This window comes from Streptococcus mitis (genome assembly GCF_946188685.1).
Lineage (GTDB): Bacteria > Bacillota > Bacilli > Lactobacillales > Streptococcaceae > Streptococcus > Streptococcus mitis_CC.
The window spans coordinates 34,221-60,697 of sequence record NZ_CAMHWH010000009.1 but is presented as its reverse complement, the minus strand read 5'-3'; the positions used below and the strand labels follow the sequence as shown (position 1 = coordinate 60,697).

Sequence of the window (26,477 nt, the reverse complement as noted above, 5' to 3'; positions counted from 1 at the left end):
ATAAACTATATGTAACCGGTAACACATATCGGAATAAAACCAAAGGAGACAATCATATGTCACTTGAAAACAAATTGGAACAAGCAACAGGCGCTATCAAAGAAGGATTTGGTAAAGTTACTGGGGATAGCAAGACTGAAGCAGAAGGCGCTGTAGAAAAGACAGTTGCTAAGGCAAAAGAAGTAGTTGAAGACGCTAAAGGTGCTGTAGAAGGTGCCGTTGAAGGTTTGAAAAACGCTTTTAAATAAAAATAGAAAAAATCAAGGGTTTCATTTCCCTTGATTTTTTTACTATCTTATAAATAATTTTCTGCGACGGCTGCATCTCCTGGATAGGTTTCTTTCTTTCCTTGGACGATTTGGTAGCAATCGGCTCCCTTACCAGCGATAATCACAGCATCTAATTCTTGACTTGTGATAGCCATCGCTGCCCTGATGGCTTCTTGGCGATCCGCAATCTTTTCAACGGGATGATTGATATAGCTACTGATTTCATCTGCAATGGCCATTGGGTCTTCATAGTTGGGGTCATCAGCAGTCAGAAAGACTTGAATCTCAGGGTGTTGATTAAGGAGGAGACCAAAGTCCTTACGACGGCTTTCTCCCTTGTTTCCTGTCGATCCCAGAACCAGTGCAATTTTTCCAGTTTGATGAGTTTCTACAACATTAATGAGTTTTTTCAGACTGTCCCCATTGTGGGCATAGTCGATGAAAATCTTGGCACCATTTTTCTGAGTCAGGACTTCCATACGACCAGGAACACGGGTTGCAGCGATTCCTTTTTTGATGTCCTCAAGACTAGCTCCCAGACGGAGGCAAGCAAGTCCAGAAGCAACGGCATTTTCTTGGTTGAAGTGACCGATCAGTTGGATATCATAATCACCAGCGAGTTTACCTGTAGCTGAAAAGCTAAAGGCTTTAGAATTCTCGATTTGGTTACTTGATTGACTACCATAAAAATCATGGTCTTGATCTTCCACCTGTTCTTTCAAGACTGAGAAGTGGTCCATGTCACTGTTAATGATGACTGCTCGGCTATTTTCCATCAAGAGACGCTTGTGGTAGAAGTAGTCTTCAAAGCTAGGGTGTTCAATCGGGCCGATATGGTCTGGACTGATATTGAGGAAAACTCCCACATCAAAGGTGAGACCATAGACACGTTTGACCAGATAGGCTTGACTGGATACCTCCATGATGAGGTGGGTGCGGCCATTTTGCACAGCTTGATTCATCATATCAAAGAGGTCAATGCTCTCAGGAGTTGTCAATGCAGACTTAAAGAAAGTCTTGCCATCTAGAGTTGTGTTCATAGTCGAGAGCATAGCCGGTCGATGCCCTTGAGATAAGATATTATAAGCGAAATAGGCTGCTGTTGTCTTACCCTTGGTTCCAGTAAAGGCAAGGAGTTTAAGTTTTTCCTGTGGATTGCCATAAAATTCCATAGCTACCAAACTCATGGCTTTCTTGATATCGCTGACGATAATAGCAGGAATACCAACTTCATAGTCTTCTTCAGCCACATACCAACCGAGGCCTTGAGAGATGGCAGAAATCAAAAATTCCTTCTTAAAGGCAGCACCTTTTACAAAAAAAAGAGTGTCTTCTTTTACTTTTCGGCTGTCGTAACTAATGCTATCAAAAACAACTTTGCTGTAGTTGTAGTGATAATGTCCTTGGTCGATAATCTCACGGAAGAGACCATCTTTCTTTAAAATATCTAATACGGTTTCAATCTTTATCATACTTTCTATTGTAAACCGAAAGTCGTAAATTTACAAGTGACAAGGAAAAGTTTATAATGGAAGATGAGGAATTTTTCCTAGTGATTAAAATAAAATGAGGAATCTATGTCTAACGAAAACAATCACCAGCAGGCCCAGATGTTACGGGGGACTGCTTGGCTAACGGCTAGTAACTTTATCAGTCGTCTACTCGGTGCCATTTATATCATCCCTTGGTATATCTGGATGGGGTCTTATGCGGCAACAGCAAATGGTCTCTTTACCATGGGCTACAATATCTATGCATGGTTCTTGCTGGTTTCAACAGCGGGTATTCCAGTTGCGGTGGCCAAGCAAGTGGCCAAGTATAATACCATGCGAGAAGAAGAGCATAGCTTTGCCCTGATTCGGAGCTTTTTAGGCTTTATGACAGGACTAGGTCTGGTTTTTGCTTTAGTCTTGTATGTCTTTGCTCCTTGGCTAGCAGATTTGTCGGGTGTAGGGAAAGACCTGATCCCAATTATGCAGAGCTTGGCTTGGGCGGTCTTGATTTTCCCATCTATGAGTGTCATTCGAGGTTTCTTCCAAGGGATGAATAACCTGAAACCTTATGCTATGAGCCAAATCGCTGAGCAGGTCATTCGTGTTATCTGGATGCTCTTAGCTACCTTTATGATTATGAAAATGGGCTCAGGAGATTATCTAGCAGCGGTTACCCAATCCACCTTTGCTGCCTTTGTCGGCATGGTAGCTAGTTTTGCAGTTTTGATCTATTTCCTTGCCAAAGAAGGATTACTTAAAAGAGTTCTTGAAACAGGAGATAAGATAAACAGCAAGCGTCTTTTGGTCGACACCATTAAGGAAGCCATTCCTTTTATCCTGACAGGGTCTGCTATCCAGCTTTTCCAGATTTTGGACCAGATGACCTTTATCAATAGTATGAGTTGGTTTACCAACTATAGTAATGAAGACTTGGTTGTCATGTTTTCTTATTTCTCAGCCAATCCTAATAAGATCACTATGATTTTGATTTCTGTTGGGGTTTCGATTGGGAGTGTAGGGTTGCCACTTTTGACTGAAAACTATGTCAAGGGAGACTTGAAGGCGGCTTCTCGTCTCGTTCAGGACAGCATTACCATGCTTTTCTTATTCCTGCTTCCAGCAACGGTTGGAGTAGTCATGGTAGGAGAACCTCTCTATACTGTCTTCTATGGCAAGCCAGATAGTTTGGCTATGGGCTTGTTTGTCTTTGCAGTTTTGCAGTCTACTATTTTAGGCTTGTACATGGTCTTGTCTCCAATGCTTCAGGCAATGTTCCGCAACCGCAAGGCAGTTCTCTATTTTATCTATGGTTCCATTGCCAAGCTGGTCTTGCAACTTCCAACCATCGCTATCTTCCACAGTTACGGACCTTTGATTTCTACAACCATCGGTCTCATTATTCCTAATGTTTTGATGTATCGGGATATTTGTAAGGTAACAGGTGTCAAGCGCAAGGTGATTTTGAAGCGAACCATTTTAATCAGTTTGTTGACTTTTGTTATGTTTATCAGTGTAGGTGCTATCCAGTGGGTACTGGGATTTGTCTTCCAACCAAGTGGACGTTTGTGGAGTTTCCTATATGTAGCCCTTGTCGGTGCCATGGGTGGAGGTGTTTATGGAGTTATGAGTCTCCGTACCCGTTTGTTGGATAAGGTGATTGGACAAGCCCAAGCTAATCGCTTACGAGCAAAATTAAGAATTTCTCAATAATTTTTTTATAAATAAAAGGGATAATTTGAACATTTCTATCATGAAATGCTTGAATTATTCTCTTTTTTATTAATTTGTATTATATTTTTTATAATTTGTAGATAGTAATTTAATTTTTCTTAAATTTTACTTAAAAAACTATTGACTAAATAAAACCTGTAATGTATAATAAGACAAATATTTAAATCAGGAGGTTCTGGAGATGAAAAAGTCTAAAGCCAAGTATGTAGCACTTGCAGGTATCGTGTTAAGTGCAGGTATTTTGTTAAGTGCCTGTGGAAATTCTAGCACAGGGTCAAAAACATATAATTATGTTTATTCAAGTGATCCATCTAGTTTGAACTATCTAGCAGAAAACCGTGCAACAACCAATGATATTGTGACCAATCTGGTAGATGGTCTCATGGAAAATGACCAGTATGGAAACTATATTCCATCTTTGGCAGAGGATTGGAGTGTTTCTCAAGACGGTTTGACCTATACCTATAAACTGCGGAAAGATGCTAAATGGTATACTGCAGATGGAGATGAATATGCTCCTGTAACTGCCCAAGATTTTGTCACTGGTTTGAAATATGCGGCTGATAAAAAATCAGAAGCCTTGTACTTAGTGCAAGAATCCGTTGCTGGTTTAGATGACTATATCACTGGTAAAACAAGCGACTTTTCAACTGTCGGAGTTAAGGCTCTTGATGACCAAACTGTTCAATATACCTTGACACGACCAGAATCTTATTGGAACTCAAAAACAACTTCAACCATTCTCTTCCCAGTCAATGCAGATTTCTTGAAATCAAAAGGGGATGATTTTGGGAAGGTAGACCCATCTAGCATTTTGTATAATGGACCTTTCTTGATGAAATCCTTTGTTTCAAAATCTGTCATCGAATTCAAGAAAAATCCAAACTACTGGGATGCTAAAAATGTCTTTGTAGATGATGTGAAATTGGCCTATTATGATGGTAGTGACCAAGATGCACTGGCTCGTAACTTTGTCGAGGGGGCTTATAGCTACGCTCGTCTCTATCCGAACAGTTCAAGTTTTGAAGGAATTAAAGAGAAGAACAAAGATAATATCATCTATAAATTGCAAGAGCCTACTTCTTACTTCTTAAACTTTAACCTGGATAGAAAATCTTATAAATTTACTTCCAAGAAAAGTGATGCTGAAAAGAAATCGACTCAGGAAGCAGTTCTTAACAAAAACTTCCGTCAAGCCATTAACTTTGCCTATGACCGTACAGCTTACGGGGCTCAATCTCAAGGGGAAGACGGAGCAACTAAGATTTTGCGTAACCTAGTCGTTCCTCCTAATTTTGTAACCATCAACGGCAAAGACTTTGGTGAAGTAGTAGCCTCTAAAATGGTCAACTATGGTAAGGAATGGCAAGGAATCAACTTTGCGGATGCCCAAGATCCATACTACAATGCTGAAAAAGCCAAAGCCAAATTTGCAGAGGCTAAGAAAGAACTCCAAGCCAAAGGAGTCCAATTCCCAATCCACTTGGACATGACAGTTGACCAAGCTGTTAAAAAGGGTGTTCAAGAGGCAAATTCTATGAAGCAATCTATTGAAGCAGCCTTAGGTGCAGAAAATGTTGTAATTGATATTCAACAACTCACTACTGAAGATTATGACAATACAAGCTATTTGGCTCAGACAGCAGCTCAGAAGGATTATGATCTTTACAACGGTGGTTGGGGTCCTGATTACCAAGATCCTTCAACCTATCTCGATATTTTTAATACTAATAGTGGTGGTGTTCTGCAAAATCTAGGTTTAGAGCCAGGTGAAGCCAATGACAAGGCTAAGGCTGTTGGGCTGGATGTTTATACTCAAATGCTGGAAGAAGCTAACAAGGAACAAGATATTGCAAAACGCTATGAAAAGTATGCTGAAATCCAAGCTTGGTTGGTAGATAGCTCTCTAGCCATTCCAAACGTTTCCCTGGGTGGAACACCAGTGTTGAGAAAAACAGTTCCTTTCTCAGAACCATTCTCACAAGCTGGTAATAAAGGTATCGAATCATATAAATATCTCAAAGTACAAGATAAAACAGTCACAAAAGACGAATATGAAAAAGCTAAAGAAAAATGGCTGAAAGAAAAAGAAGAATCCAATAAAAAAGCCCAAGAAGAATTGGCAAAACATGTCAAATAAGGATTTTTCAAGAAAAACGATGGTTTCGAAGGAAACTGTCGTTTTTTAATAGAATGATGGCGAATTTGGAAGAAAAGTGCTTACATTTTTTAATTGGTTTATTAAATTTATGTTATAATGAATATAACAAAAACGTGAGAAACTATTTTCGAAAGTCTCTTCCAGCGTTAATGGAAGTATGCACATGCTAGGGTAATGTTATAGGAGGGATGCTGTCTACTAAAAAAATAAGATAAAATGCAACAAATGATAAGTTCTTCTTTATGTGAAGAGTTCTTATCTGCCTGTTTACTAATCGTTATGGAGGTAAGATCATGGGCGCTATTATGGAGTTTGCGACAGAAAAACAGATTGCATCATTTCTTTCAACTTGTCGCATTGAAGGGCAAAAGAATTTTCTGATGGCCTTCAAGAAAAAGACATGGCTGAAATCTTTTATTGATTTCTTTATTGTAGGAGGAAGTTACTATGTTCAGTCGAGTGTGAAGCCTAAGATTCTGGCATTCACACCTAAGGGAATTTACTTGATGGACATCAGTGATGTAATTGAAAATCGTTCTAATCAGGTCATGGAGATGCCTTGGGATGACGTTAAAGATTTTACTTATCAGACAGTCTTGAATACAGTTAGGCTGAACTGGAACTATCAAAATGAATCCTATATTTTTTCTGTGGATGTCGGTCAGATTAGTCAGCATGTGGGCCAATATCAATTTAACAAAGACCATTATGACTATTTAGCCCAACACGATTTCTTTCGTTCACAGTAAACCCTAGCAATCATTTTCATAAAAGAATCTGGAAGTTTTTCTGGATTCTTTTTAGCTTTACTAGCTAATACTCAATGAAAATCAAAGAGCAAACTAGGAAGCTAGCCGCAGGTTGCTCAAAACACTGTTTTGAGGTTGTAGATAAGACTGACGAAGTCAGTCACATATATACGGTAAGGCGACGCTGACGTGGTTTGAAGAGATTTTCGAAGAGTATAAGTCTATAGTTTAAAACTATAACCAGCTCTTGAAAAGAAGAAAATGAGTTGATGAAAATAAGTGGTACAATAGTTACTATAGATTTGGAGGTATTGTATGAGCAAGGAATTACACATCAACACAATTTTGGCCCAGGCGGGTATTAAGTCAGATAAAGCGACAGGTGCTTTGGTGACACCGCTTCATTTTTCAACGACCTATCAGCATCCAGAGTTTGGTCAATCTACTGGATTTGACTATACGCGTACAAAAAACCCAACTCGCAGTAAGGCAGAAGAAGTCTTGGCGGCTATTGAGTCCGCAGACTATGCCCTAGCGACTAGCTCAGGGATGTCAGCTATTGTACTGGCCTTTAGTATCTTCCCAGTAGGAAGTAAGGTCTTGGCTGTCCGTGACCTTTACGGTGGTTCTTTCCGCTGGTTCAATCAAGTGGAGCAGGAAGGCCGTTTCCATTTTACCTATGCCAATACAGAAGAAGAGTTGATTGCCGAGTTAGAAAAGGACGTGGATGTTCTCTATATCGAAACACCAACCAATCCCTTGATGTTGGAATTTGATATAGAAAAACTAGCAAAATTAGCTCATGCTAAGGGTGCCAAAGTGGTGGTGGACAATACCTTCTACAGCCCTATCTACCAACGTCCGATTGAAGATGGAGCAGATATCGTTCTCCATTCAGCAACCAAGTATCTAGCAGGCCACAATGATGTCTTGGCTGGAGTGGTTGTGACCAATAGTTTAGAACTATACGAGAAGCTTTTCTACAATCTCAATACGACAGGGGCAGTCTTGTCACCATTTGACAGTTATCAATTGATTCGTGGTCTCAAGACCTTGTCTCTTCGTATGGAGCGCTCAACAGCTAACGCCCAAGAAGTGGTTGCCTTTTTGAAGGATTCTCCAGCAGTTAAGGAAGTTCTCTACACTGGTCGTGGAGGCATGATTTCCTTTAAAGTAGCGGATGAAACACGCATTCCTCATGTTTTGAACAGTCTCAAGGTCTTCTCTTTTGCGGAAAGTTTAGGTGGGGTAGAAAGTCTCATTACTTATCCAACGACACAAACTCACGCTGATATTCCAGCAGAAGTGCGCCATTCTTATGGTTTGACAGATGATCTTTTGCGTTTGTCTATTGGGATTGAGGATGCTAGAGATTTGATTGCAGATTTGCGCCAAGCCTTGGAAGGATAAGACAAAGATGGGAAAATATGATTTTACAAGCCTGCCCAATCGTTTAGGGCACCATACCTATAAATGGAAAGAAGCAGAAACGGATAGTGAAGTCCTACCAGCTTGGATAGCGGATATGGACTTTGTAGTCTTGCCTGAAATCCGCCAAGCCGTGCAAACTTACGCTGATCAACTGGTTTATGGCTATACCTATGCCAGTGAAGAGTTAATTAAGGAAGTTCAAAAGTGGGAAGCCACACAACACGGTTACCACTTTGACAAAGAGGCTCTTGTCTTTATCGAGGGTGTGGTACCAGCCATCTCAACAGCTATTCAAGCCTTTACAAAAGAAGGCGAGGCAGTTTTGATTAACACGCCTGTCTACCCCCCCTTTGCCCGCAGTGTCAAGTTGAACAATCGTAGATTGATTACCAATTCTTTGGTGGAAAAGGATGGTCTGTTTGAGATTGACTTTGACCGACTTGAAAAGGATTTGGTGGAAGAGGAGGTCAAACTCTATATTCTTTGTAACCCTCACAATCCTGGTGGACGTGTTTGGGAAAAGGAAGTGTTGGAGAAGATTGGCCAACTCTGCCAAAAACACGGTGTTTTCTTGGTTTCAGATGAGATTCACCAAGATTTGGCCCTCTTTGGTCACAAACACCAGTCTTTCAATACTGTCAACCCTGACTTTAAAGAATTTGCTATCGTCTTGAGTAGTGCCACTAAAACCTTTAACATCGCTGGGACAAAAAATTCCTATGCAGTTATTGAAAATCCTAAGTTGCGAGTGGCTTACCAGAAACGCCAGTTGGCCAATAACCAGCATGAAATTTCAGGTTTGGGTTATTTGGCGACAGAAGCTGCCTATCGATATGGGAAGGATTGGTTAGAGGAACTCAAGCAAGTCTTTGAAGACCATATTAATTATGTGGTGGATTTATTTGGAAAAGAGACTAAAATCAAGGTCATGAAGCCGCAAGGAACCTACTTGATTTGGCTTGATTTTTCAGCCTATGACCTGACTGATGAAACATTACAAGAGCTTTTGAGAAATGAAGCCAAGGTTATCCTCAACCGTGGTTTGGATTTTGGGGAGGAAGGAAGTCTCCATGCTCGTCTCAATGTAGCCATGCCTAAGTCTCTGCTGCAAGAAGTTTGTCAGCGGATTGTGACGACTTTTGCCAAACTTTAAAAATCCAGCCTTCTAGGAGAAAAGTATCCCTAGAAGGCTATTTTCATAGGGGAAAATATGGTATAATAAAAAGATAAGGTAAAGGTAAAAATATGGCTAAATTGATTCCGGGGAAAGTCCGTATCGAAGGCGTTGCCCTTTATGAAACTGGTAAGGTTGACATCATCAAGGAAAAGAACAATCGGCTCTATGCTCGCGTTGCAGAAGAGGAACTGCGCTATAGTTTAGAGGATGATTTGGTTTTTTGTGCCTGCGATTTTTTCCAAAAGAGGGGCTACTGTGTGCACTTGGCGGCTCTGGAGCATTTTTTGAAAAATGATGAGCGTGGTCAGGCAATCTTGCAAAGTCTGGAAGAAGGTCATGAAGAAAAAGAGGCCGTTGAAACCAAGGTGACCTTGGGCGGCAAATTTTTAGACCGAATCTTATCTCCAAAACCAGAACGAGCCTATGAATTGTCGGCTGTGGGTCAGGTTGAAGCAGGAAGCAACCGTATCTTGTGGACCCTGAGAATCGGGCAAATTAATAGTCAAAAATACTATGTCATTCGGGATATTCCACTCTTTTTAAAAGTTGTCGAGAAGAGAAAACCTTATATGATTGGTAAGACCTATGAGGGGTCTCTATCTTGGGAAGCCTTTAATGAGGAAAGTCAAGAGCTTCTGGCTTTCTTACGCGGACTAACGGAAGAAGCACTTAGTCCAGAGCTTTTTTTCCAAAATCAAGGCCGGCACCTCTTTTTTCCTCTGACCTTTTTTGAGCAGGGTATGAATTTACTGATGACCTTGCCCTATTTTCAGTTTGACCATCAAGTGGATAGCTACCAAACCCTGCTCTTTCAGGATATGAATGCGGATGCTAATCTTTTTACCTTTACAGTAACAGAATACTCGGACTATTTTGAAATGGAAATCCATGAGAGTCCGAGGGTCAATGCCTTTTATCAGGGAGCTGTGCTTTTCCATAAAGGACAGGTTTATTTTCTAACAGACCAGCAGATGCGTCTTCTCAAGGAAATCAAAGCGCTGCCTTTGGATCAACATGGAAAGAAATACCTGCAATTTGATAGCAGTGACCGAGATAAGTTGGCTTCTTGTCTAACGCTCTTTGGCCAGATGGGCACCGTTTCAGCTCCAGAACGTCTACAAATCAAAACTTTTGCACCATCTTTTTACTTTGACAGGGAAGAGGATAATCGGATTCGTTTGGAAATTCAGTTTGATTATGGAAATAGACAGGTATCTAGCCGACAAGAGCTAGAAGAATTGCCATTTTCGAGTGATGCTGATTTAGAAGAAAGAATTTTCCAAGTCTGTTTGGCAGCTGGATTTGAAGCAGACTTTCAATCTTGGCGTCAGGCCTTAAAAGCAGAGTCTGTCTATCATTTCTTCTATGAAATCATTCCAGTCTTTGAAAAACTCGGAAATGTTGATTTATCAGACAAGTTAGAAGAGCTTTATAGTCTAGCAAGCCCTCAAGTTCAGATTGCTTCCAAGGGAGGTCTCTTGGAAATCCAATTTGATTTTCAAGATATTGCCCAAGAGGAAATCGACCAAGCCATGCAGGCCTTGGTTGCCAATCAAGATTTTTATATTGATTCGTCTAATCAAGTCTACTTTTTTGATGAAGAAACCAAGAAAATTCGCCAAAATCTACAGGAACTGGGACAGTTTGAATTAAAAGATGGGGCCTTGCAGGCTCGAAAATCTTTGGCTTATAGTTTGGCTCATCTCTTTGAAGGGCGAGACCGTATTTCTTTTTCACAAGAATTCCAGAATTTGGCTCATGATTTGACGCATCCAGAGGACTTCCCTCGACAAGCAACTCAGGTCAAGGCTGACTTGCGAGATTATCAGGAAAAGGGAATCGGTTGGCTGCAGATGCTCCATTATTATAGTTTTGGTGGGATTTTGGCTGATGATATGGGACTTGGTAAAACACTTCAGACCATTGCATTTTTGACCAGTCAAGTGACAAAAGAAAGTCGGGTTTTGATTTTAGCTCCGTCAGGTTTGATTTACAACTGGGCGGATGAATTTCAGAAATTTGCCCCACAGTTGGATGTGGCTGTTGTTCATGGTTTGAAAGCTAGTCGTGAAGAGATTCTTGCTGAGAGCCATCAAATCTATGTGACTAGTTATGCTACCTTTCGTCAGGACAGTGATCTTTATCAGCGGATGGCCTTTGACTTCCTTTTCTTAGATGAGGCTCAGGTCATGAAAAATGCCCAGACTAAGATCGCCCAGACCTTGAGACAATTTGTGGTGCCGTCGGTCTTTGCCTTGTCAGGGACTCCGATTGAAAACCATCTGGGTGAGCTGTGGTCTATTTTCCAAATCGTCATGCCAGGACTTTTGCCAAGCAAGAAAGAATTTATGAAATTACCAGCTGAGCGCGTTGCTCAGTTTATCAAACCTTTCGTGATGCGGCGCAAGAAAGAAGAAGTTCTGACTGAATTGCCAGACTTGATTGAAGTGGTTTATAAAAATGAACTGGAAGACCAGCAAAAGGCTATCTACCTAGCCCAGTTGCAACAGATGCGGGACCGTCTAGCTCAAGTGTCAGATCAGGAATTCCAGCGAAGTCGGGTGGAAATCTTGTCTGGTCTGATGCGCTTGCGTCAAATTTGTGATACTCCTGCCCTCTTTATGGAGGATTATCAGGGTGCCAGTGGTAAACTGGATAGTCTCCGAGACCTGCTGGTACAGGTGGCAGACGGCGGACACCGTGTCTTGATTTTCTCACAGTTCAAGGGAATGTTGGAAAAAATTGAACAAGAACTGCCAGACTTGGGCTTGACTTCCTTTAAAATTACGGGTTCAACCCCATCCAAGGAAAGACAAGACATGACCAAGGCCTTTAACCAAGGAGAAAGAGATGCCTTTCTGATTTCCCTTAAGGCTGGTGGTGTCGGTCTGAACTTGACAGGTGCTGATACAGTGATTTTGGTTGACCTTTGGTGGAATCCTGCGGTGGAAGCGCAAGCCATTGGCCGTGCCCATCGGATGGGGCAGGAAGAAACGGTTGAGGTCTATCGCTTGGTGACCAGGGGAACCATTGAAGAAAAAATTCAAGAACTCCAAGAACAGAAGAAACATCTGGTGTCACAAGTATTGGACGGCACAGAGTCACGTGGCAGTCTGACCCTAGCAGAAATTAGAGAAATTTTGGGAATTTCTGAAGCCAGCACTTGAAAAATCAAGACAATACGCTATAATGAAGTGTTGAAAGGAAATAGAAAATGAGAGAAGAACGATTTCCATTGGTGTCAGATGACGAGGTCATGCTGACTGAGATGCCGGTTATGGACCTCTATGATGAGTCTGACTTTATCAGTAATATCAAGGGAGAATACCGTGATAAGAATTATCTGGAGTGGGCCCCTATTACTGAAGAAAAACCAGCAAAACCGATTGAAAAACCAGTAGAGAAACCTAAGAAATCTGGTTTAGGAGTTAAAAAAGAAGGAAAGAGCTATGCGGAGGTGGCGCGTGAAGAAGCGCGTGCGGATTTGAAAAAGAAACGCTCAGCAAGTTATCTGACTAAGGATATTACTCCTACAAGACGCCATTCTCATCCAAGTCTAGTTAGGCAGGGCAATCAACCTACCGCGCCTTTCCAAAAGGAAAATCCTGGTGAATTTGTCAAATATAGTCAAAAATTGACCCAGTCTCATTACATCTTGGCGGAAGAAGTGAGCAATATTTCGACTCAATCTGAGCCAAAAGAAACTTCAGGTCCAAAGAAAAATAATTATGATTTTCTGAAGAAGAGCCAAATCTACAATAAAAAGAATCAACAAAAAGAACAAGAACGTCAGGTTGCCCAAGAGTTGAATCTGACAAGAATTACTGAATAGGGGAGAAAACATGTCAAAGACATATCATTTTATCGGAATTAAGGGATCAGGGATGAGTGCCTTGGCCTTGATGTTGCATCAAATGGGGCATAAGGTACAGGGATCAGATGTTGAAAAGTACTACTTTACTCAACGTGGTCTTGAGCAGGCAGGGATTACTATTCTTCCTTTTGATGAAAAGAATCTAGACGGTGATATGGAAATTATCGCTGGAAATGCCTTTCGTCCAGATAACAACGTCGAAATTGCCTATGCGGACCAAAATGGAATCAGCTACAAACGTTACCATGAGTTCCTAGGTAGCTTTATGCGCGACTTTGTCAGCATGGGAGTTGCTGGAGCGCACGGCAAAACTTCAACGACAGGTATGTTGTCTCATGTCTTGTCTCACATTACAGATACTAGCTTTTTGATTGGGGATGGGACAGGTCGAGGATCAGCTAATGCCAAATATTTTGTCTTTGAATCTGACGAATATGAGCGTCACTTCATGCCCTACCACCCAGAATACTCTATTATCACCAATATTGACTTTGACCATCCAGACTATTTCACAAGTCTCGAGGATGTTTTCAATGCCTTTAACGACTATGCAAAACAAATTACCAAGGGTCTCTTTGTCTATGGTGAAGATGCAGAATTGCGTAAAATTACGTCTGATGCACCAATTTATTATTATGGTTTTGAAGCAGAAGGTAATGACTTTGTCGCTAGTGAGCTTCTTCGTTCAACAACTGGTTCAACCTTCACGGTTCACTTCCGTGGACAAGAATTGGGTCAATTCCACATCCCAACCTTTGGTCGTCACAATATCATGAATGCGACAGCCGTTATTGGTCTTCTTTACACAGCAGGATTTGATTTGAACTTGGTGCGTGAGCACTTGAAAACATTTGCCGGTGTTAAGCGTCGTTTTACTGAGAAAATTGTCAATGACACGGTGATTATCGATGACTTTGCCCACCATCCAACAGAAATTATTGCGACCTTGGATGCGGCTCGTCAGAAATACCCAAGCAAGGAAATTGTAGCAGTCTTCCAACCGCATACCTTTACAAGAACCATTGCCTTGTTGGACGAATTTGCCCACGCTTTGAATCAAGCGGATGCTGTTTACCTAGCGCAAATTTATGGATCTGCTCGTGAAGTGGACCATGGTGATGTCAAGGTAGAAGACCTAGCCAATAAAATCAATAAGAAACACCAAGTGATCACTGTTGAAAATGTTTCCCCACTCCTAGACCATGACAATGCTGTTTACGTCTTTATGGGAGCAGGAGATATCCAAACCTATGAATACTCATTTGAGCGACTCTTGTCTAACTTGACAAGCAATGTTCAGTAGGATTTTCCCATGGAAATTCCAATTAAGATCATTCAGGCAAGTAAGTCTGATTTGGCTGAGATAGAGACACTTCAGGCCACATCTTTTCCAGTTGAAAAGCAGCAACCTTCCCATATTTTAGAAGAAAGTATCCGTAAGTATGCGGATACCTTTCTTCTAGCTAGGGATGAAAATCAGCTTCTGGGCTATGTTCTAGGTGATCCTTACCCACATAATCCGAAATGTCTAGAAATACATTCTTTAGTCATCGAGGCTGACCATCAGAGACAGGGCTTGGGAACGCTTCTTCTTGCGGCTTTGAAAGATGTGGCAGTTGAGCTGGATTACAAAGCTATTCGTTTGAAGAGTCCGGATAAGTTGCTTTCCTATTTTGAAATGAACGGTTTTATTGATGAAGAAGAGACAGATTCGCTTTATGCAGCTAGTCAAGGTTTTAGTATGATTTGGTTTAATCTCTTTTTTAGGAGGCAAAATGGAAATTAGGAAAGCAAGATTAGAAGATTTGGATCGTATCGTTGAGATTGAACTAGAAAATTTCTCGATTGAAGAAGCCATTCCTCGCTCTGTTTTTGAGGCGCATTTGCGAGAAATTCAGACCTCTTTTCTAGTTGCAGAAAAAGAGGGTAAGATTATTGGTTATATAGAGGGACCAGTTGTCCCCCACCGCCATCTGCAAGATCAGTCTTTTACAGAAGATATACAAGATTATAGTCATGAGCCTGGTGGTTATATCTCTGTGACCTGTCTTTCTATTTCCAAGGAGGCACAGGGAATAGGACTAGGTCAGAAATTGCTAACAGCTTTGAAAGAACTAGCTCTTGAACACGAAAGAGAAGGCATTAACCTAACCTGTCATGACTATCTCATTACTTACTACGAAAAACATGGATTTGTCAATGAAGGCCAGTCCCAGTCAACCTTTGCAGGAGAAACCTGGTATGATATGGTCTGGGAAGCTAAAAAATAAGCTAGAAGAGCATGCTAGGTTGCTTTTCTTTCGTTTTTAAGATATAATATTATGGATTGTCAACGAGGAGGATAAACTTTTGAGTGAAAAGCCAAGAGAAGACGAAAAATTAAGCTTTAAAGAGCAGATTTTACGCGATTTAGAAAAAGTAAAACGTAATGAAGGGACTCGCCAAGAGGCCACTGAACTTGCAGAGAAAAAAGAAGCTCTATTTGTCCCTGAAACAAAACTCGCAGATGAAGATGTTATGGTTGCATCCCTATCAGCTGTTGAAAAAATTATGGAGAATGCGCCACGTGTTCCAAAACATCCTAGTGAGGATATGCCTGCATCACCGGCAGATGAATCAAGAGTAGAAGCTCCGATTACTCCTCGTCACCCTAGTCAAGATGTTCCAGCTTCACCAGTTGAAGCAAGTCCATCAAGACCGGTTCCAAGGCCAGAGACTAATCGTCCACAAAAGGTCGAAGAAGATTTCAACGTAACTCCAACAAGAGTAGCTGTTTCTTATAAGACTGAAGCTAAAAAAGAGCCTCAGAAAGAAGTAACAAAACCAGAACCAGTTATGGAAACGGAAGCTGTTGAAGTCATTTCTGAAACTCCGAGTCGTAGTCGTCGTGAGACTGTTAAACCTGTCAAGAAGAAAAAATCACATTTGAAGGCTTTCTTCATTTCTCTACTGATTTTCCTTGCCTTGATTTCGGCAGGTGGTTACTTTGGTTATCAGTACGTCCAGTCATCTTTATTACCAGTTGACGCTAATTCTAAGAAGTATGTAACCGTTCAAATCCCGGAAGGAGCCAATGTCCAAGAGATTGGCTCAGCACTTGAAAATTCTGGTGTGATTAAACACGGAGTGATTTTTGCTTTCTATGCCAAATATAAAAATTATTCAGATTTGAAGGCTGGTTATTACAATTTGCAAAAGAGCATGAGTACAGAGGATATCATTAAGGAACTCCAGAAAGGTGGTACTCCTGAACCTCAAGAACCTTCACTCGCAGATTTGACTATTCCAGAAGGATATACCATTGATCAAATTGCCCAAGCTGTAGGCCAATTACAAGGTGAATTTAAAGAACCTTTGACAGCGGAAGCTTTCTTGGCTAAAGTGCAAGATGACAACTTTATCAGTCAAGAAGTTGCTAAATATCCAAACCTACTCGAAAGCTTGCCAACGAAAGAAAGTGGGGCTCGTTACCGTTTGGAAGGTTATCTTTTCCCAGCGACCTACTCTATCAAGGAAAGCACAACTATTGAAAGTTTGATTGATGAGATGTTGGCAGCTATGGATAAGACCTTGACTCCGCACTATAGTGCAATTAAGTCTAAAAACTTGACAGTTAATGAATTGCTAACAATTGCTTCACTTGTTGAAAAAGAAGGAGCTAAGACCGAAGACCGTAAGTTGATTGCAGGTGTCTTCTACAATCGTTTGAACCTTGGTATGCCACTTCAAAGCAATATTGCAATCTTGTATGCCCAAGGGAAACTTGGTCAAAATATTAGCCTAGCAGACGATGCTGGAATTGACACATCGATTAATTCACCATACAATGTTTATACCAAACCTGGTTTGATGCCTGGTCCAGTAGATAGTCCAAGTCAGGACGCGATTGAAGCAAGTATTAACCAAACAAAGAGTGAGAACCTCTACTTTGTAGCCAATGTTACAGATGGTAAAGTCTATTACGCAGTGACACAGGAAGAACATGATCGTAATGTAGCTGAGCACGTCAATAGCAAACTTACTCAAAATAGTAGTTCAAACTAAGACTACAAAAATGAGAATCTCAGATAGAGATTCAATACTATCGAAAGAAAGTTGAGAAAAATGGCAGAAAAAACATATCCTATGACCCTTGCGGAAAAGGAAAAACTTGAAAAAGAATTAGAAGAATTGAAATTGGTCCGCCGACCAGAAGTGGTAGAACGCATAAAGATTGCTCGTTCATATGGTGACCTTTCAGAAAACAGTGAATACGAAGCGGCTAAGGATGAACAAGCCTTTGTTGAAGGACAAATCTCTAGCTTGGAAACAAAAATCCGTTATGCTGAAATCGTCAATAGCGACTCAGTTGCCGATGATGAAGTGGCGATTGGAAAAACAGTCACTATCCAAGAAATTGGTGAGGACGAAGAAGAAGTTTATATTATCGTAGGTTCAGCCGGTGCAGATGCCTTTGCGGGTAAAGTTTCAAATGAAAGCCCAATTGGACAAGCCTTGATTGGTAAGAAAACAGGTGATACAGCAACCATTGAAACACCTGTTGGTAGCTATGATGTAAAAATCTTGAAGGTTGAAAAAACAGCCTAAAAATAGAAAAAAGGAGTGGGGAGGCAGTGCGCTTCACTCACTCCTTTTTCCATTTTAAATTGAATTGGAGACGTTATGAGTTCAAAGAAGAAAAAAAATAAGATGGAGCGTGGTCTGACCAATCGTCACGTGCAGGTTATGGCCATTGCTGGAACAATCGGAACAGGACTCTTTTTGGGAGCAGGTCGCTCTATCAGCTTAACAGGTCCTTCCATTGTACTGATTTATATGATTACTGGGGCTTTCATGTTCCTCATGATGCGTGCGGTTGGGGAAATGCTTTATCAGGATCCTGAGCAACATACCTTTATTAACTTTATCACGCGCCATTTGGGCAAGGGCTGGGGTTATTTCTCGGTTTGGTCTTACTGGCTATCCGTTGTCTTTATCGGTATGGCGGAAATCACAGCCATCTCTCACTATGTTCAGTTCTGGTTTCCTAGCTGGCCAAGTTGGATGATTGAGATTGGATTTTTGACTATTCTAGCCTTGGTCAATTTGATTGCGGTGAAACTTTTTGGGGAAGTTGAGTTTTGGTTTGCTATGGTCAAGATTGTGGCTATTTTAGCTATGATTGCCACAGGAGTCTTTATGGTCTTGACAGGCTTTAAGACACCACATGGAGTAGCAAGTTTGGCTAATATCGCCGACAATTTCTCACTATTTCCTAATGGTGGAGTTAACTTTGTCATGGCCTTCCAGATGGTTTTCTTTGCCTATCTCATGATTGAGTTTATCGGGGTAACGACTTCAGAAACAAAAAATCCACGTCAGGTCTTGCCAAAAGCCGTTAAGGAAATTCCTTTGCGTATCGCCTTTTTCTATGGAGGTGCTCTCTTAGCCATCATGGCTATCATTCCGTGGCGTGAACTTGCATCGGCTGATTCTCCCTTTGTTACAGTGTTTGAATTGGCAGGAGTCAAGTGGGCAGCAGCCTTGATTAACTTTGTCGTCTTGACGTCAGCAGCATCTGCCCTTAACTCAACTCTCTACTCAACAGGTCGTCATTTGTATCAGATTGCCCATGATTCGCCAAATCGCTTCCTAAAAGCAATTAAGGCAGATACTCTCTCTCGCCACAACGTGCCACAAAATGCCATCATTGCCTCAGCAATCTTGATTGCCCTAGCAGCCTTTATCAACATCTTGCCAGGTGTGTCGGATGCCTTTGCCTTGATTACGGCATCATCATCAGGTGTCTATATCGCCATTTATATCTTGATTATGGTGGCTCACCTTAAATACCGCAAGTCACAGGACTTTATGGCGGACGGCTATCTCATGCCCCATTATCGTTTCCTAAATCCCTTAACCATGCTCTTCTTTGTCTTTGTCTTTGTAACTCTCTTTCTACAAGAGTCTACATTTGTCGGAGCAATCGGTTCAGCTATCTGGATTATCGGTTTTGGGATTTACAGCCAGTGGAAATTTAGAAAATAGATTTGAAACTCATCAACTCAGGTTGGTGAGTTTTTGCTAGTTTGACAGTCTATTGAAATAAGACTATAATCAAGCTGTATCAGTTTTCGAGGAGGTTTAGATGTACTTTAGATTGGAAAATAAAGAATCCCATAAATCACAAGAAATAGGGAATCTGATTCGTGTTTATAACCGTTCAAAAAGAGAAGAATCTGAAAGTGAGCCACTTAATCTTTATGTCGAAGATGAAAAGGGCAATCTCCTGGCAGGTTTGATAGCAGAGACTTTTGGAAATTGGCTAGAAATCGAATATTTGTTTGTGAAAGAGGAGCTACGAGGACAAGGAATTGGTTCGAAACTACTGCAACAAGCAGAAAATGAAGCTAAGAATCGAAATTGTCGTTTTGCTTTTGTCAATACCTACCAGTTTCAAGCCCCAGATTTTTATCTAAGTCATGGCTACAAGGAAGTTTTTACCTTGCAAGACTATCCCTACACAGGACAAAGATACTATTACCAAAAGGATTTGTGACCTAGACTTCTATCCTTTGAAGAGGAGCTTAGCTAAGTATCAAATAAGAACGAATACTCTTTATCATGTAAGATGATAGAGAGTTTTTTTGTTAATAAAATATTACAAAATGAAATTTATATATTGCATTAAGTTAGATATATGGTATAATGTTTTTAAAAGAAGCGCAACTTTTTAAGAATGTGAAGGAGGACGCTAGTGGCTAAAAATTTAAAATTAAAATTAGCTCGGGTGGAGCGTGATTTAACACAAGGGGATTTGGCAGAAGCTGTGGGCGTTACTAGGCAGACTATAGGCTTGATTGAAGCTGGGAAATACAATCCTAGTCTCTCCCTCTGCCAGTCCATTTGCAGATGCTTAGGAAAAACATTAGACCAACTATTTTGGGAGGAAGAAGATGAAAAATAGAAAAAAACTTGTGATCAAAGATGAACGTACAGAAAAATTGGATGGAAAGATTTCAGGAGAAATTCTTTTGGGAATGTGCCTATTTTTGGCACTGGAAATTTTTGCCAAAGTTTATATTTTTAATTTAACGCTTCTATCCTATTCACCAGAATTACTTTTATTGATTGGAGTAGGTTTGTATGCCATTATTCGCCGCATATATGTAGGAATTGATATTCGAGATATTATTGAGAATACTGGAAAAGAAAGAATTTTATCTGCTTTGGGATTTTCTATAGTGATTTTATTGATTGATATCATAGGCAATCGCGAGGAACTGGTCAGTCTATTGACTTGGAAGTACTCCCTAAAAGTGGTTCTAGCAGTTATCATCTATCTCGTTGGGAGTTATTCTATGGATAGAGTTATCCTATACTTGAATCGCAGAAATCAGCAAGTTTGGGAGGAAGAAGATGAAAAATAGATTTTTTTATTATCAATTACTAGACGAAAGAGAAGAACAACTGATCAATAAAGCGGGGGCTGAAAGTTTCTATATCTCTATAGCTTTCTTGATTTTATCTTATATGATTGCAGTATTAGCACCAAGTCTTTTTAATCCGAGAATGATTCTCATCACTATCATTATTGGAACTTCTTACTTTTTCGGCCGTGCTCGAGATTTTGGTGTGACCTACTATAGTCGTTTTCATTTTACGATTTTGGGTTGTTTTTTCCTAACCTTGGCGATTACAACTCTCTTGATGTTGCAGAATTATCAATTCAATATAGACATTTATCAGCACAATCCTTTGAATCCTAAATACCTGTCCGCTTGGGCTATTACTTATGTCATTTACCTTCCTTGGGTCTTTATTGGCAATCTCGGTTTGAAGAGTTATGGAGAATGGGCTCAGAAAAAGTTTGAACAAGACATGGATGAACTGGAGAGTGGAGAATAGCTTGTTACTTTTTTCTCAATCCAAATAAAATGTGATATAATAGTACTAATTTATTGGAATACATGAAAGTTTTTGAAAATTTTTATGGGTTTCTAGTTAAGGAAGTAGGAAAAGTATGTATCCAGATGATAGTTTGACATTGCACACGGACTTGTACCAGATTAACATGATGCAGGTTTACTTTGACCAAGAAATTCACAATAAAAAGGCGGTTTTTGAGGTTTATTTCCGCCAACAGCCTTTTAAGAACGGCTATGCAATTTTTGCAGGTTTGGAAAGAATTGTGAGTTATCTTGAAGACCTGCGTTTTTCAGATAGTGATATTGCCTATTTGGAATCACTAGGCTATCATGGGGCATTCTTGGACTATCTCCGCAATTTCAAGTTGGAGTTGACCGTTCGTTCTGCCCAAGAAGGGGATTTGGTTTTTGCTAATGAACCGATTGTGCAGGTGGAAGGCCCTCTAGCCCAATGTCAATTGGTCGAAACGGCTCTTTTGAACATCGTCAACTACCAGACATTAGTGGCGACTAAGGCAGCTCGTATTCGCTCGGTTATTGAAGATGAACCCTTGATGGAGTTTGGGACACGTCGGGCTCAAGAAATGGATGCAGCTATCTGGGGAACACGCGCAGCGGTGATTGGTGGTGCCAATGGCACCAGCAACGTGCGCGCTGGTAAACTCTTTGACATTCCTGTTTTGGGGACCCATGCCCATGCCTTGGTACAGGTTTATGGTAACGACTATGAGGCCTTTAAGGCTTATGCTGCGACCCACAAAAATTGTGTCTTTCTTGTAGATACCTATGACACCCTTCGCATCGGTGTACCAGCTGCCATTCAGGTGGCGCGTGAGCTGGGTGACCAGATTAACTTTATGGGTGTGCGGATTGACTCAGGGGATATTGCCTACATTTCCAAGAAAGTCCGTCAGCAACTGGACGAGGCTGGATTTACAGAGGCTAAGATTTATGCTTCAAATGACCTAGATGAAAATACCATCCTCAACCTCAAGATGCAAAAAGCCAAGATTGATGTCTGGGGTGTGGGAACCAAGCTGATTACAGCCTATGATCAGCCAGCTCTTGGGGCAGTTTATAAGATTGTTGCAATTGAAGATGAAAATGGGAACATGCGCAATACGATTAAGCTGTCAAATAATGCTGAAAAAGTGTCTACGCCAGGTAAGAAGCAGGTGTGGCGCATTACCAGTCGTGAAAAAGGCAAGTCAGAAGGCGATTATATCACTTATGATGGCGTAGATGTTGCCAGCATGACAGAAATCAAGATGTTCCATCCGACCTATACCTACATCAAGAAGACGGTTCGTAATTTTGATGCTGTGCCTCTCTTGGTGGATATCTTCAAAGACGGAAAATTGATTTACAACCTGCCTAGCCTGACTGAGATTCAGGATTATGCTCGTAAGGAATTTGACAAGCTTTGGGATGAGTACAAGCGTGTGCTCAATCCGCAGCACTATCCAGTGGATTTGGCTCGTGATGTATGGCAAGACAAGATGGACTTGATAGACAAAATGCGCAAGGAAGCCCTTGGTGAAGGAGAAGAAGAATGAGTTTGCAAGAAACGATTATCCAAGAGCTGGGTGTCAAACCAGTGATTGATGCCCAGGAAGAAATCCGTCGTTCCATTGATTTTTTAAAAAGATACTTGAAAAAACATCCCTTCCTAAAAACTTTTGTACTAGGGATTTCTGGAGGACAAGATTCAACCTTAGCAGGACGATTGGCTCAATTAACTATGGAAGAACTGCGAGCAGAAACGGGAGATGACAGCTACAAATTTATCGCTGTCCGCCTGCCATACGGAGTGCAAGCTGATGAAGCAGATGCTCAAAAAGCCCTAGCCTTTATCCAGCCAGATGTCAGCTTGGTTGTGAATATCAAGGAATCAGCCGACGCCATGACGGCAGCAGTCGAAGCGACAGGTAGTCCTGTTTCAGACTTCAACAAGGGCAATATCAAGGCTCGTTGCCGTATGATTGCCCAATATGCCCTTGCTGGTTCCCATAGTGGAGCGGTCATTGGAACAGACCATGCTGCGGAAAATATCACAGGTTTCTTTACCAAGTTTGGTGACGGTGGTGCGGATATTCTCCCTCTTTACCGACTCAATAAACGCCAAGGAAAACAACTATTGAAGGAACTTGGTGCAGACTCAGCACTTTATGAAAAAATCCCAACAGCAGACCTTGAAGAAGATAAACCAGGTCTAGCTGACGAAGTGGCCCTCGGAGTCACTTATGAAGAGATTGACGACTACCTAGAAGGCAAAACAATCAGCCCAGAAGCCCAAGCGACTATTGAAAACTGGTGGCACAAAGGCCAACATAAACGCCACCTACCCATCACCGTATTTGATGATTTTTGGGAGTGAAAACCTCCAGTGGATCTTTTTATCCCGAGTTTAGAAATAAGAAAACGAGAAAGGTCGGGGTAACTTGAACCCCGAGTCTAGAAACGAGAAAGTAAAACAAGTTTCAATGGAGATTGGACATAGAATCATCTATCAGAAAGCGAGGTAGCGTCATGAAAGCAATCGGTACGCAAATATTACAGACAGATCGTTTAATCTTGCGAAGATTTTTGGAAAGTGATGCAGAAGCCATGTTTCAGAATTGGGCTTCGTCCGCTGAAAATCTAACCTACGTCACTTGGGATCCTCATCCTGATGTCAAGGTGACTCGAAATTCGATTCGCAATTGGGTTGCCTCCTATGCCAATCCCAACTATTACAAATGGGCCATTTGTCTCAAAGAAAACCCGGAGCAGGTAATAGGAGATATCAGCATCGTTGCAATAGATGAGAATGATTCTTCTTGTGAAATTGGCTATGTGCTAGGCAAGGTTTACTGGGGACATGGGTTTATGACAGAAGCCTTGAAAGCTGTCTTGGACTTCTGTTTTACTCAAGCAGGTTTTCAAAAAGTTAGAGCTCGATATGCCAGTCTCAATCCAGCTTCAGGTCGTGTCATGGAGAAGGCTGGAATGTCCTATCTAAAGACTATTAGCAATGGTGTAGAGAGAAAAGGCTATCTTGCGGACCTTATTTATTATCAGATAAGTAGGGAAGACTAGTGAATTTTCCTTTCAGTTTCCATCAAAGTCAGGCTTTGTCTGGCTTTTTTTGCAACATTTTTTACATAACCTGATTAAATTCCTATTTTTCCCTATCATTGTCCCTGTTTTTTCTGGAATTTTGGGGCTATAATAGTTTTATCAAATCAAAGAATGGAGGAAGGCAATGGATAATATAATCTTTTTTATCAGTGTGTTTCTTGCTGGAATTCTTTCCTTCTTTTCTCCTTGTATCTTACCCTTGTTACCGGTTTATGCAGGGGTCTTGTTGGATGACGAAGATGGTGCTCAGGCTTCTAGTGGAAAATATTCAATCTCACTTGTTAGTCTATTGAGAACTTTGGCCTTTATAGCAGGGATTTCCTTTATTTTTATCTTGCTGGGTTATGGAGCTGTTTTTTTAGGCAATTTGCTGTATGCTTCTTGGTTTCAGTATGTGACGGGTGCGGTTATCATTCTCTTGGGCTTGCACCAGATGGAAGTCTTACATTTGAAGGGACTCTACAAGGAAAGAAGGCTACAATTAAAGAGACAAGGGCAAAAGGGTAACGGCTATAGTCAGGCATTTTTACTGGGCTTGACCTTTAGTTTTGCCTGGACGCCATGTGTGGGGCCGGTTCTTGGCTCTGTTTTGACTTTAGCGGCTTCAGGTGGTTCAGGTGCCTGGCAGGGAGCTGGTCTCATGTTAATCTATACGCTGGGTTTGGCTCTACCATTTTTGGCTCTAGCTCTTGCCTCCAGCTATGTTTTGAAACATTTCCGAAAACTCCATCCTTATCTAGGAACCCTCAAAAAAGTGGGTGGTTTCCTCATTATCGTGATGGGAATTTTGGTGCTTTTGGGAAATGCTTCTATTTTGACAAGATTATTTGAATAGAGAGGAAAAAGAAATGAAAAAATGGCAAACATGTCTCCTTGGAGTAGGCTCAATCTGTTGCTTGGCAGCCTGTTCGGCTAAAAATATGTCAGACGAATCTACTATGAAGGAGCAAACAAAAACAGAACAAGTCAGTGGGCGAACTGCCACCAAGGGTCAGGCAGTTGCTGATTTTGAACTGACGGGAGTAGATGGTAAAACCTACCGCTTGTCTAATTATAAGGGCAAGAAAGTCTATCTTAAATTCTGGGCTTCTTGGTGTTCCATCTGTCTAGCCAGCCTTCCTGATACGGATGAAATTGCTAAAGATGCTGGTGATGATTATGTGGTCTTGACGGTAGTGTCTCCTGAACACAAGGGAGAACAAGCTGAAGCAGACTTTAAGAACTGGTACAAGGGCTTGGATTATAAACATTTCCCAGTTCTAATTGACCCGTCAGGTAAACTTTTGGAAAGTTATGGTGTTCGTTCTTACCCAACTCAAGCCTTTATAGACAAGGAAGGCAAGCTGGTCAAAACGCAACCAGGTTTTATGGATAAGGATATGATTTTAAAAACATTGAAAGAAATGGGGTAGCGAAAGGTCATGAATGATAAAGTAAAATTGTTTGTCTTGGCAGGAATTTTTGTCCTAGCTATAAGTGGTTTCTATTTTCTATTGATGCGAAATGCAGGGCAGACAGATAGCTCGCAAATTGAGAAAGCATCAGTTAGCCAAGGAGGAAAAACAGTGAAAAAAACAGAAGTTAGCAAAGACGCAGACTTGCACGAAATTTATCTGGCTGGAGGTTGTTTCTGGGGAGTGGAGGAATATTTCTCACGCGTTCCCGGTGTGACAGATGCCGTATCAGGTTATGCGAATGGTAGAGGGGAAACAACCAAGTACGAATTGATTAACCAAACAGGTCATGCGGAGACTGTCCATGTTACCTATGATGCCAAGCAAATTTCCCTCAAGGAAATCCTGCTTCACTATTTCCGCATTATCAATCCAACCAGCAAAAATAAACAAGGAAATGATGTAGGAACCCAGTACCGTACTGGTGTTTATTACACAGATGACAAGGATTTAGAGGTGATTAACCAAGTTTTTGATGAGGTGGCTAAGAAATACGATCAACCTCTAGCAGTTGAAAAGGAGACCTTGAAAAATTTTGTAGTGGCTGAGGATTACCACCAAGACTATCTCAAGAAAAATCCAAATGGCTACTGCCATATCAATGTCAATCAGGCGGCCTATCCCGTCATCGATGCCAGCAAATATCCCAAACCAAGTGATGAGGAATTGAAAAAGACCTTGTCACCTGAGGAGTATGCAGTCACCCAGAAAAATCAAACAGAACGAGCTTTTTCAAACCGTTACTGGGATAAATTTGAATCTGGTATCTATGTGGATGTAGCAACTGGTGAACCTCTCTTTTCATCAAAGGATAAGTTTGAGTCTGGTTGTGGCTGGCCTAGTTTTACCCAACCCATCAGTCCAGATGTTGCCACCTACAAGGAAGATAAGTCTTACAATATGACACGCATGGAAGTGCGAAGCCGAGTTGGAGATTCTCACCTTGGCCATGTCTTTACGGACGGCCCACAGGACAAGGGTGGCTTGCGCTACTGTATCAATAGTCTCTCTATCCGCTTTATTCCCAAAGACCAAATGGAAGAAAAAGGCTACGCTTATTTACTAGATTATGTTGATTAAGAGGGCTTTCCTAAGCAGTTAGAGGAGAATT

General features: G+C 41.1%; 25 protein-coding genes. 24 read left to right on the top strand and 1 reads right to left on the bottom strand.

What is annotated here, in order from left to right:
• Nucleotides 1–56 precede the first annotated feature (56 nt).
• Nucleotides 57–248, top strand: a complete 192-nt coding sequence (locus N8N51_RS08590; RefSeq protein ID WP_000051184.1) for a CsbD family protein — start codon at nt 57–59, stop codon at nt 246–248.
• A gap of 47 nt (nt 249–295) precedes the next feature.
• On the opposite strand, the gene N8N51_RS08585 is transcribed toward N8N51_RS08590, so the two are convergent.
• Nucleotides 296–1,741, bottom strand: a complete 1,446-nt coding sequence (locus tag N8N51_RS08585; RefSeq protein ID WP_261104030.1) for a UDP-N-acetylmuramoyl-L-alanyl-D-glutamate--L-lysine ligase — start codon at nt 1,739–1,741, stop codon at nt 296–298.
• 105 nt (nt 1,742–1,846) lie between these two features.
• Between N8N51_RS08585 and N8N51_RS08580 the strand changes: the two genes are divergently transcribed.
• From N8N51_RS08580 to msrB, 23 genes are all read left to right on the top strand, one after another.
• Nucleotides 1,847–3,472, top strand: coding sequence for a putative polysaccharide biosynthesis protein (locus N8N51_RS08580; RefSeq protein WP_261104028.1), 1,626 nt, complete (start codon nt 1,847–1,849; stop codon nt 3,470–3,472).
• Nucleotides 3,473–3,674: 202 nt separating this feature from the next.
• Nucleotides 3,675–5,633 carry a peptide ABC transporter substrate-binding protein gene (locus tag N8N51_RS08575; RefSeq protein ID WP_261104027.1) on the top strand — a complete coding sequence of 653 codons (1,959 nt, stop codon included), beginning with the start codon at nt 3,675–3,677 and terminating at the stop codon, nt 5,631–5,633.
• A 314-nt stretch (nt 5,634–5,947) separates the two neighbouring features.
• The gene (locus N8N51_RS08570) at nt 5,948–6,403 is read left to right on the top strand and encodes a hypothetical protein (protein WP_261104026.1); all 456 of its coding nucleotides are present in this window, start codon (nt 5,948–5,950) and stop codon (nt 6,401–6,403) included.
• A 315-nt stretch (nt 6,404–6,718) separates the two neighbouring features.
• Nucleotides 6,719–7,813 (top strand): cystathionine gamma-synthase, encoded by a 1,095-nt coding sequence (locus tag N8N51_RS08565; RefSeq protein WP_261104025.1) that lies wholly within the window; start codon nt 6,719–6,721, stop codon nt 7,811–7,813.
• 7 nt (nt 7,814–7,820) lie between these two features.
• Nucleotides 7,821–8,987: a MalY/PatB family protein gene (locus N8N51_RS08560; RefSeq protein WP_261104024.1), complete on the top strand. Its 1,167-nt coding sequence runs from the start codon at nt 7,821–7,823 to the stop codon at nt 8,985–8,987.
• Nucleotides 8,988–9,079: 92 nt separating this feature from the next.
• Nucleotides 9,080–12,178, top strand: coding sequence for a pilus expression-regulating Snf2 family helicase (locus N8N51_RS08555; protein ID WP_261104023.1), 3,099 nt, complete (start codon nt 9,080–9,082; stop codon nt 12,176–12,178).
• Nucleotides 12,179–12,225: 47 nt separating this feature from the next.
• Nucleotides 12,226–12,843: a divisome accessory protein ZapJ gene (locus N8N51_RS08550; protein WP_045612040.1), complete on the top strand. Its 618-nt coding sequence runs from the start codon at nt 12,226–12,228 to the stop codon at nt 12,841–12,843.
• A 10-nt stretch (nt 12,844–12,853) separates the two neighbouring features.
• Nucleotides 12,854–14,188 carry a UDP-N-acetylmuramate--L-alanine ligase gene (murC, locus tag N8N51_RS08545; protein WP_060627818.1) on the top strand — a complete coding sequence of 445 codons (1,335 nt, stop codon included), beginning with the start codon at nt 12,854–12,856 and terminating at the stop codon, nt 14,186–14,188.
• Nucleotides 14,189–14,197: 9 nt separating this feature from the next.
• Entirely contained in the window at nt 14,198–14,671 is a 474-nt protein-coding gene (locus N8N51_RS08540; protein ID WP_261104022.1) for a GNAT family N-acetyltransferase, read from the top strand.
• Nucleotides 14,661–15,155: a GNAT family N-acetyltransferase gene (locus N8N51_RS08535; protein WP_261104021.1), complete on the top strand. Its 495-nt coding sequence runs from the start codon at nt 14,661–14,663 to the stop codon at nt 15,153–15,155. The genes N8N51_RS08540 and N8N51_RS08535 overlap by 11 nt, the downstream gene beginning before the upstream one ends.
• 79 nt (nt 15,156–15,234) lie before the next feature.
• Complete coding sequence (gene mltG, locus N8N51_RS08530) at nt 15,235–16,929, top strand: endolytic transglycosylase MltG (protein WP_261011533.1); 1,695 nt, start codon at nt 15,235–15,237, stop codon at nt 16,927–16,929.
• A gap of 60 nt (nt 16,930–16,989) precedes the next feature.
• Nucleotides 16,990–17,472, top strand: a complete 483-nt coding sequence (gene greA / locus N8N51_RS08525; protein WP_000818748.1) for a transcription elongation factor GreA — start codon at nt 16,990–16,992, stop codon at nt 17,470–17,472.
• 75 nt (nt 17,473–17,547) lie between these two features.
• Complete coding sequence (locus N8N51_RS08520; protein ID WP_261104020.1) at nt 17,548–18,912, top strand: amino acid permease; 1,365 nt, start codon at nt 17,548–17,550, stop codon at nt 18,910–18,912.
• A 100-nt stretch (nt 18,913–19,012) separates the two neighbouring features.
• Nucleotides 19,013–19,423 carry a GNAT family N-acetyltransferase gene (locus N8N51_RS08515; protein ID WP_261104019.1) on the top strand — a complete coding sequence of 137 codons (411 nt, stop codon included), beginning with the start codon at nt 19,013–19,015 and terminating at the stop codon, nt 19,421–19,423.
• 198 nt (nt 19,424–19,621) lie between these two features.
• Nucleotides 19,622–19,831, top strand: a complete 210-nt coding sequence (locus N8N51_RS08510; protein ID WP_001107502.1) for a helix-turn-helix transcriptional regulator — start codon at nt 19,622–19,624, stop codon at nt 19,829–19,831.
• On the top strand, nt 19,821–20,294 hold the full coding sequence (locus N8N51_RS08505; RefSeq protein WP_049488487.1) for a DUF6773 family protein: 474 nt from the start codon (nt 19,821–19,823) through the stop codon (nt 20,292–20,294). The genes N8N51_RS08510 and N8N51_RS08505 overlap by 11 nt, the downstream gene beginning before the upstream one ends.
• Entirely contained in the window at nt 20,284–20,772 is a 489-nt protein-coding gene (locus N8N51_RS08500) for a DUF6773 family protein (RefSeq protein ID WP_261104018.1), read from the top strand. The genes N8N51_RS08505 and N8N51_RS08500 overlap by 11 nt, the downstream gene beginning before the upstream one ends.
• A gap of 115 nt (nt 20,773–20,887) precedes the next feature.
• Nucleotides 20,888–22,348, top strand: a complete 1,461-nt coding sequence (locus tag N8N51_RS08495; protein WP_261034534.1) for a nicotinate phosphoribosyltransferase — start codon at nt 20,888–20,890, stop codon at nt 22,346–22,348.
• Entirely contained in the window at nt 22,345–23,169 is an 825-nt protein-coding gene (nadE, locus tag N8N51_RS08490) for an ammonia-dependent NAD(+) synthetase (protein ID WP_125455085.1), read from the top strand. The genes N8N51_RS08495 and nadE overlap by 4 nt, the downstream gene beginning before the upstream one ends.
• A gap of 152 nt (nt 23,170–23,321) precedes the next feature.
• The gene (locus tag N8N51_RS08485; RefSeq protein ID WP_084928089.1) at nt 23,322–23,870 is read left to right on the top strand and encodes a GNAT family N-acetyltransferase; all 549 of its coding nucleotides are present in this window, start codon (nt 23,322–23,324) and stop codon (nt 23,868–23,870) included.
• 166 nt (nt 23,871–24,036) lie between these two features.
• Nucleotides 24,037–24,747, top strand: a complete 711-nt coding sequence (gene ccdA2 / locus N8N51_RS08480) for a thiol-disulfide oxidoreductase-associated membrane protein CcdA2 (protein WP_261057170.1) — start codon at nt 24,037–24,039, stop codon at nt 24,745–24,747.
• A 13-nt stretch (nt 24,748–24,760) separates the two neighbouring features.
• Nucleotides 24,761–25,324 (top strand): redoxin family protein, encoded by a 564-nt coding sequence (locus N8N51_RS08475; protein WP_261078102.1) that lies wholly within the window; start codon nt 24,761–24,763, stop codon nt 25,322–25,324.
• 9 nt (nt 25,325–25,333) lie between these two features.
• Complete coding sequence (gene msrB / locus N8N51_RS08470; RefSeq protein WP_125455088.1) at nt 25,334–26,446, top strand: peptide-methionine (R)-S-oxide reductase MsrB; 1,113 nt, start codon at nt 25,334–25,336, stop codon at nt 26,444–26,446.
• Nucleotides 26,447–26,477: the final 31 nt, after the last annotated feature.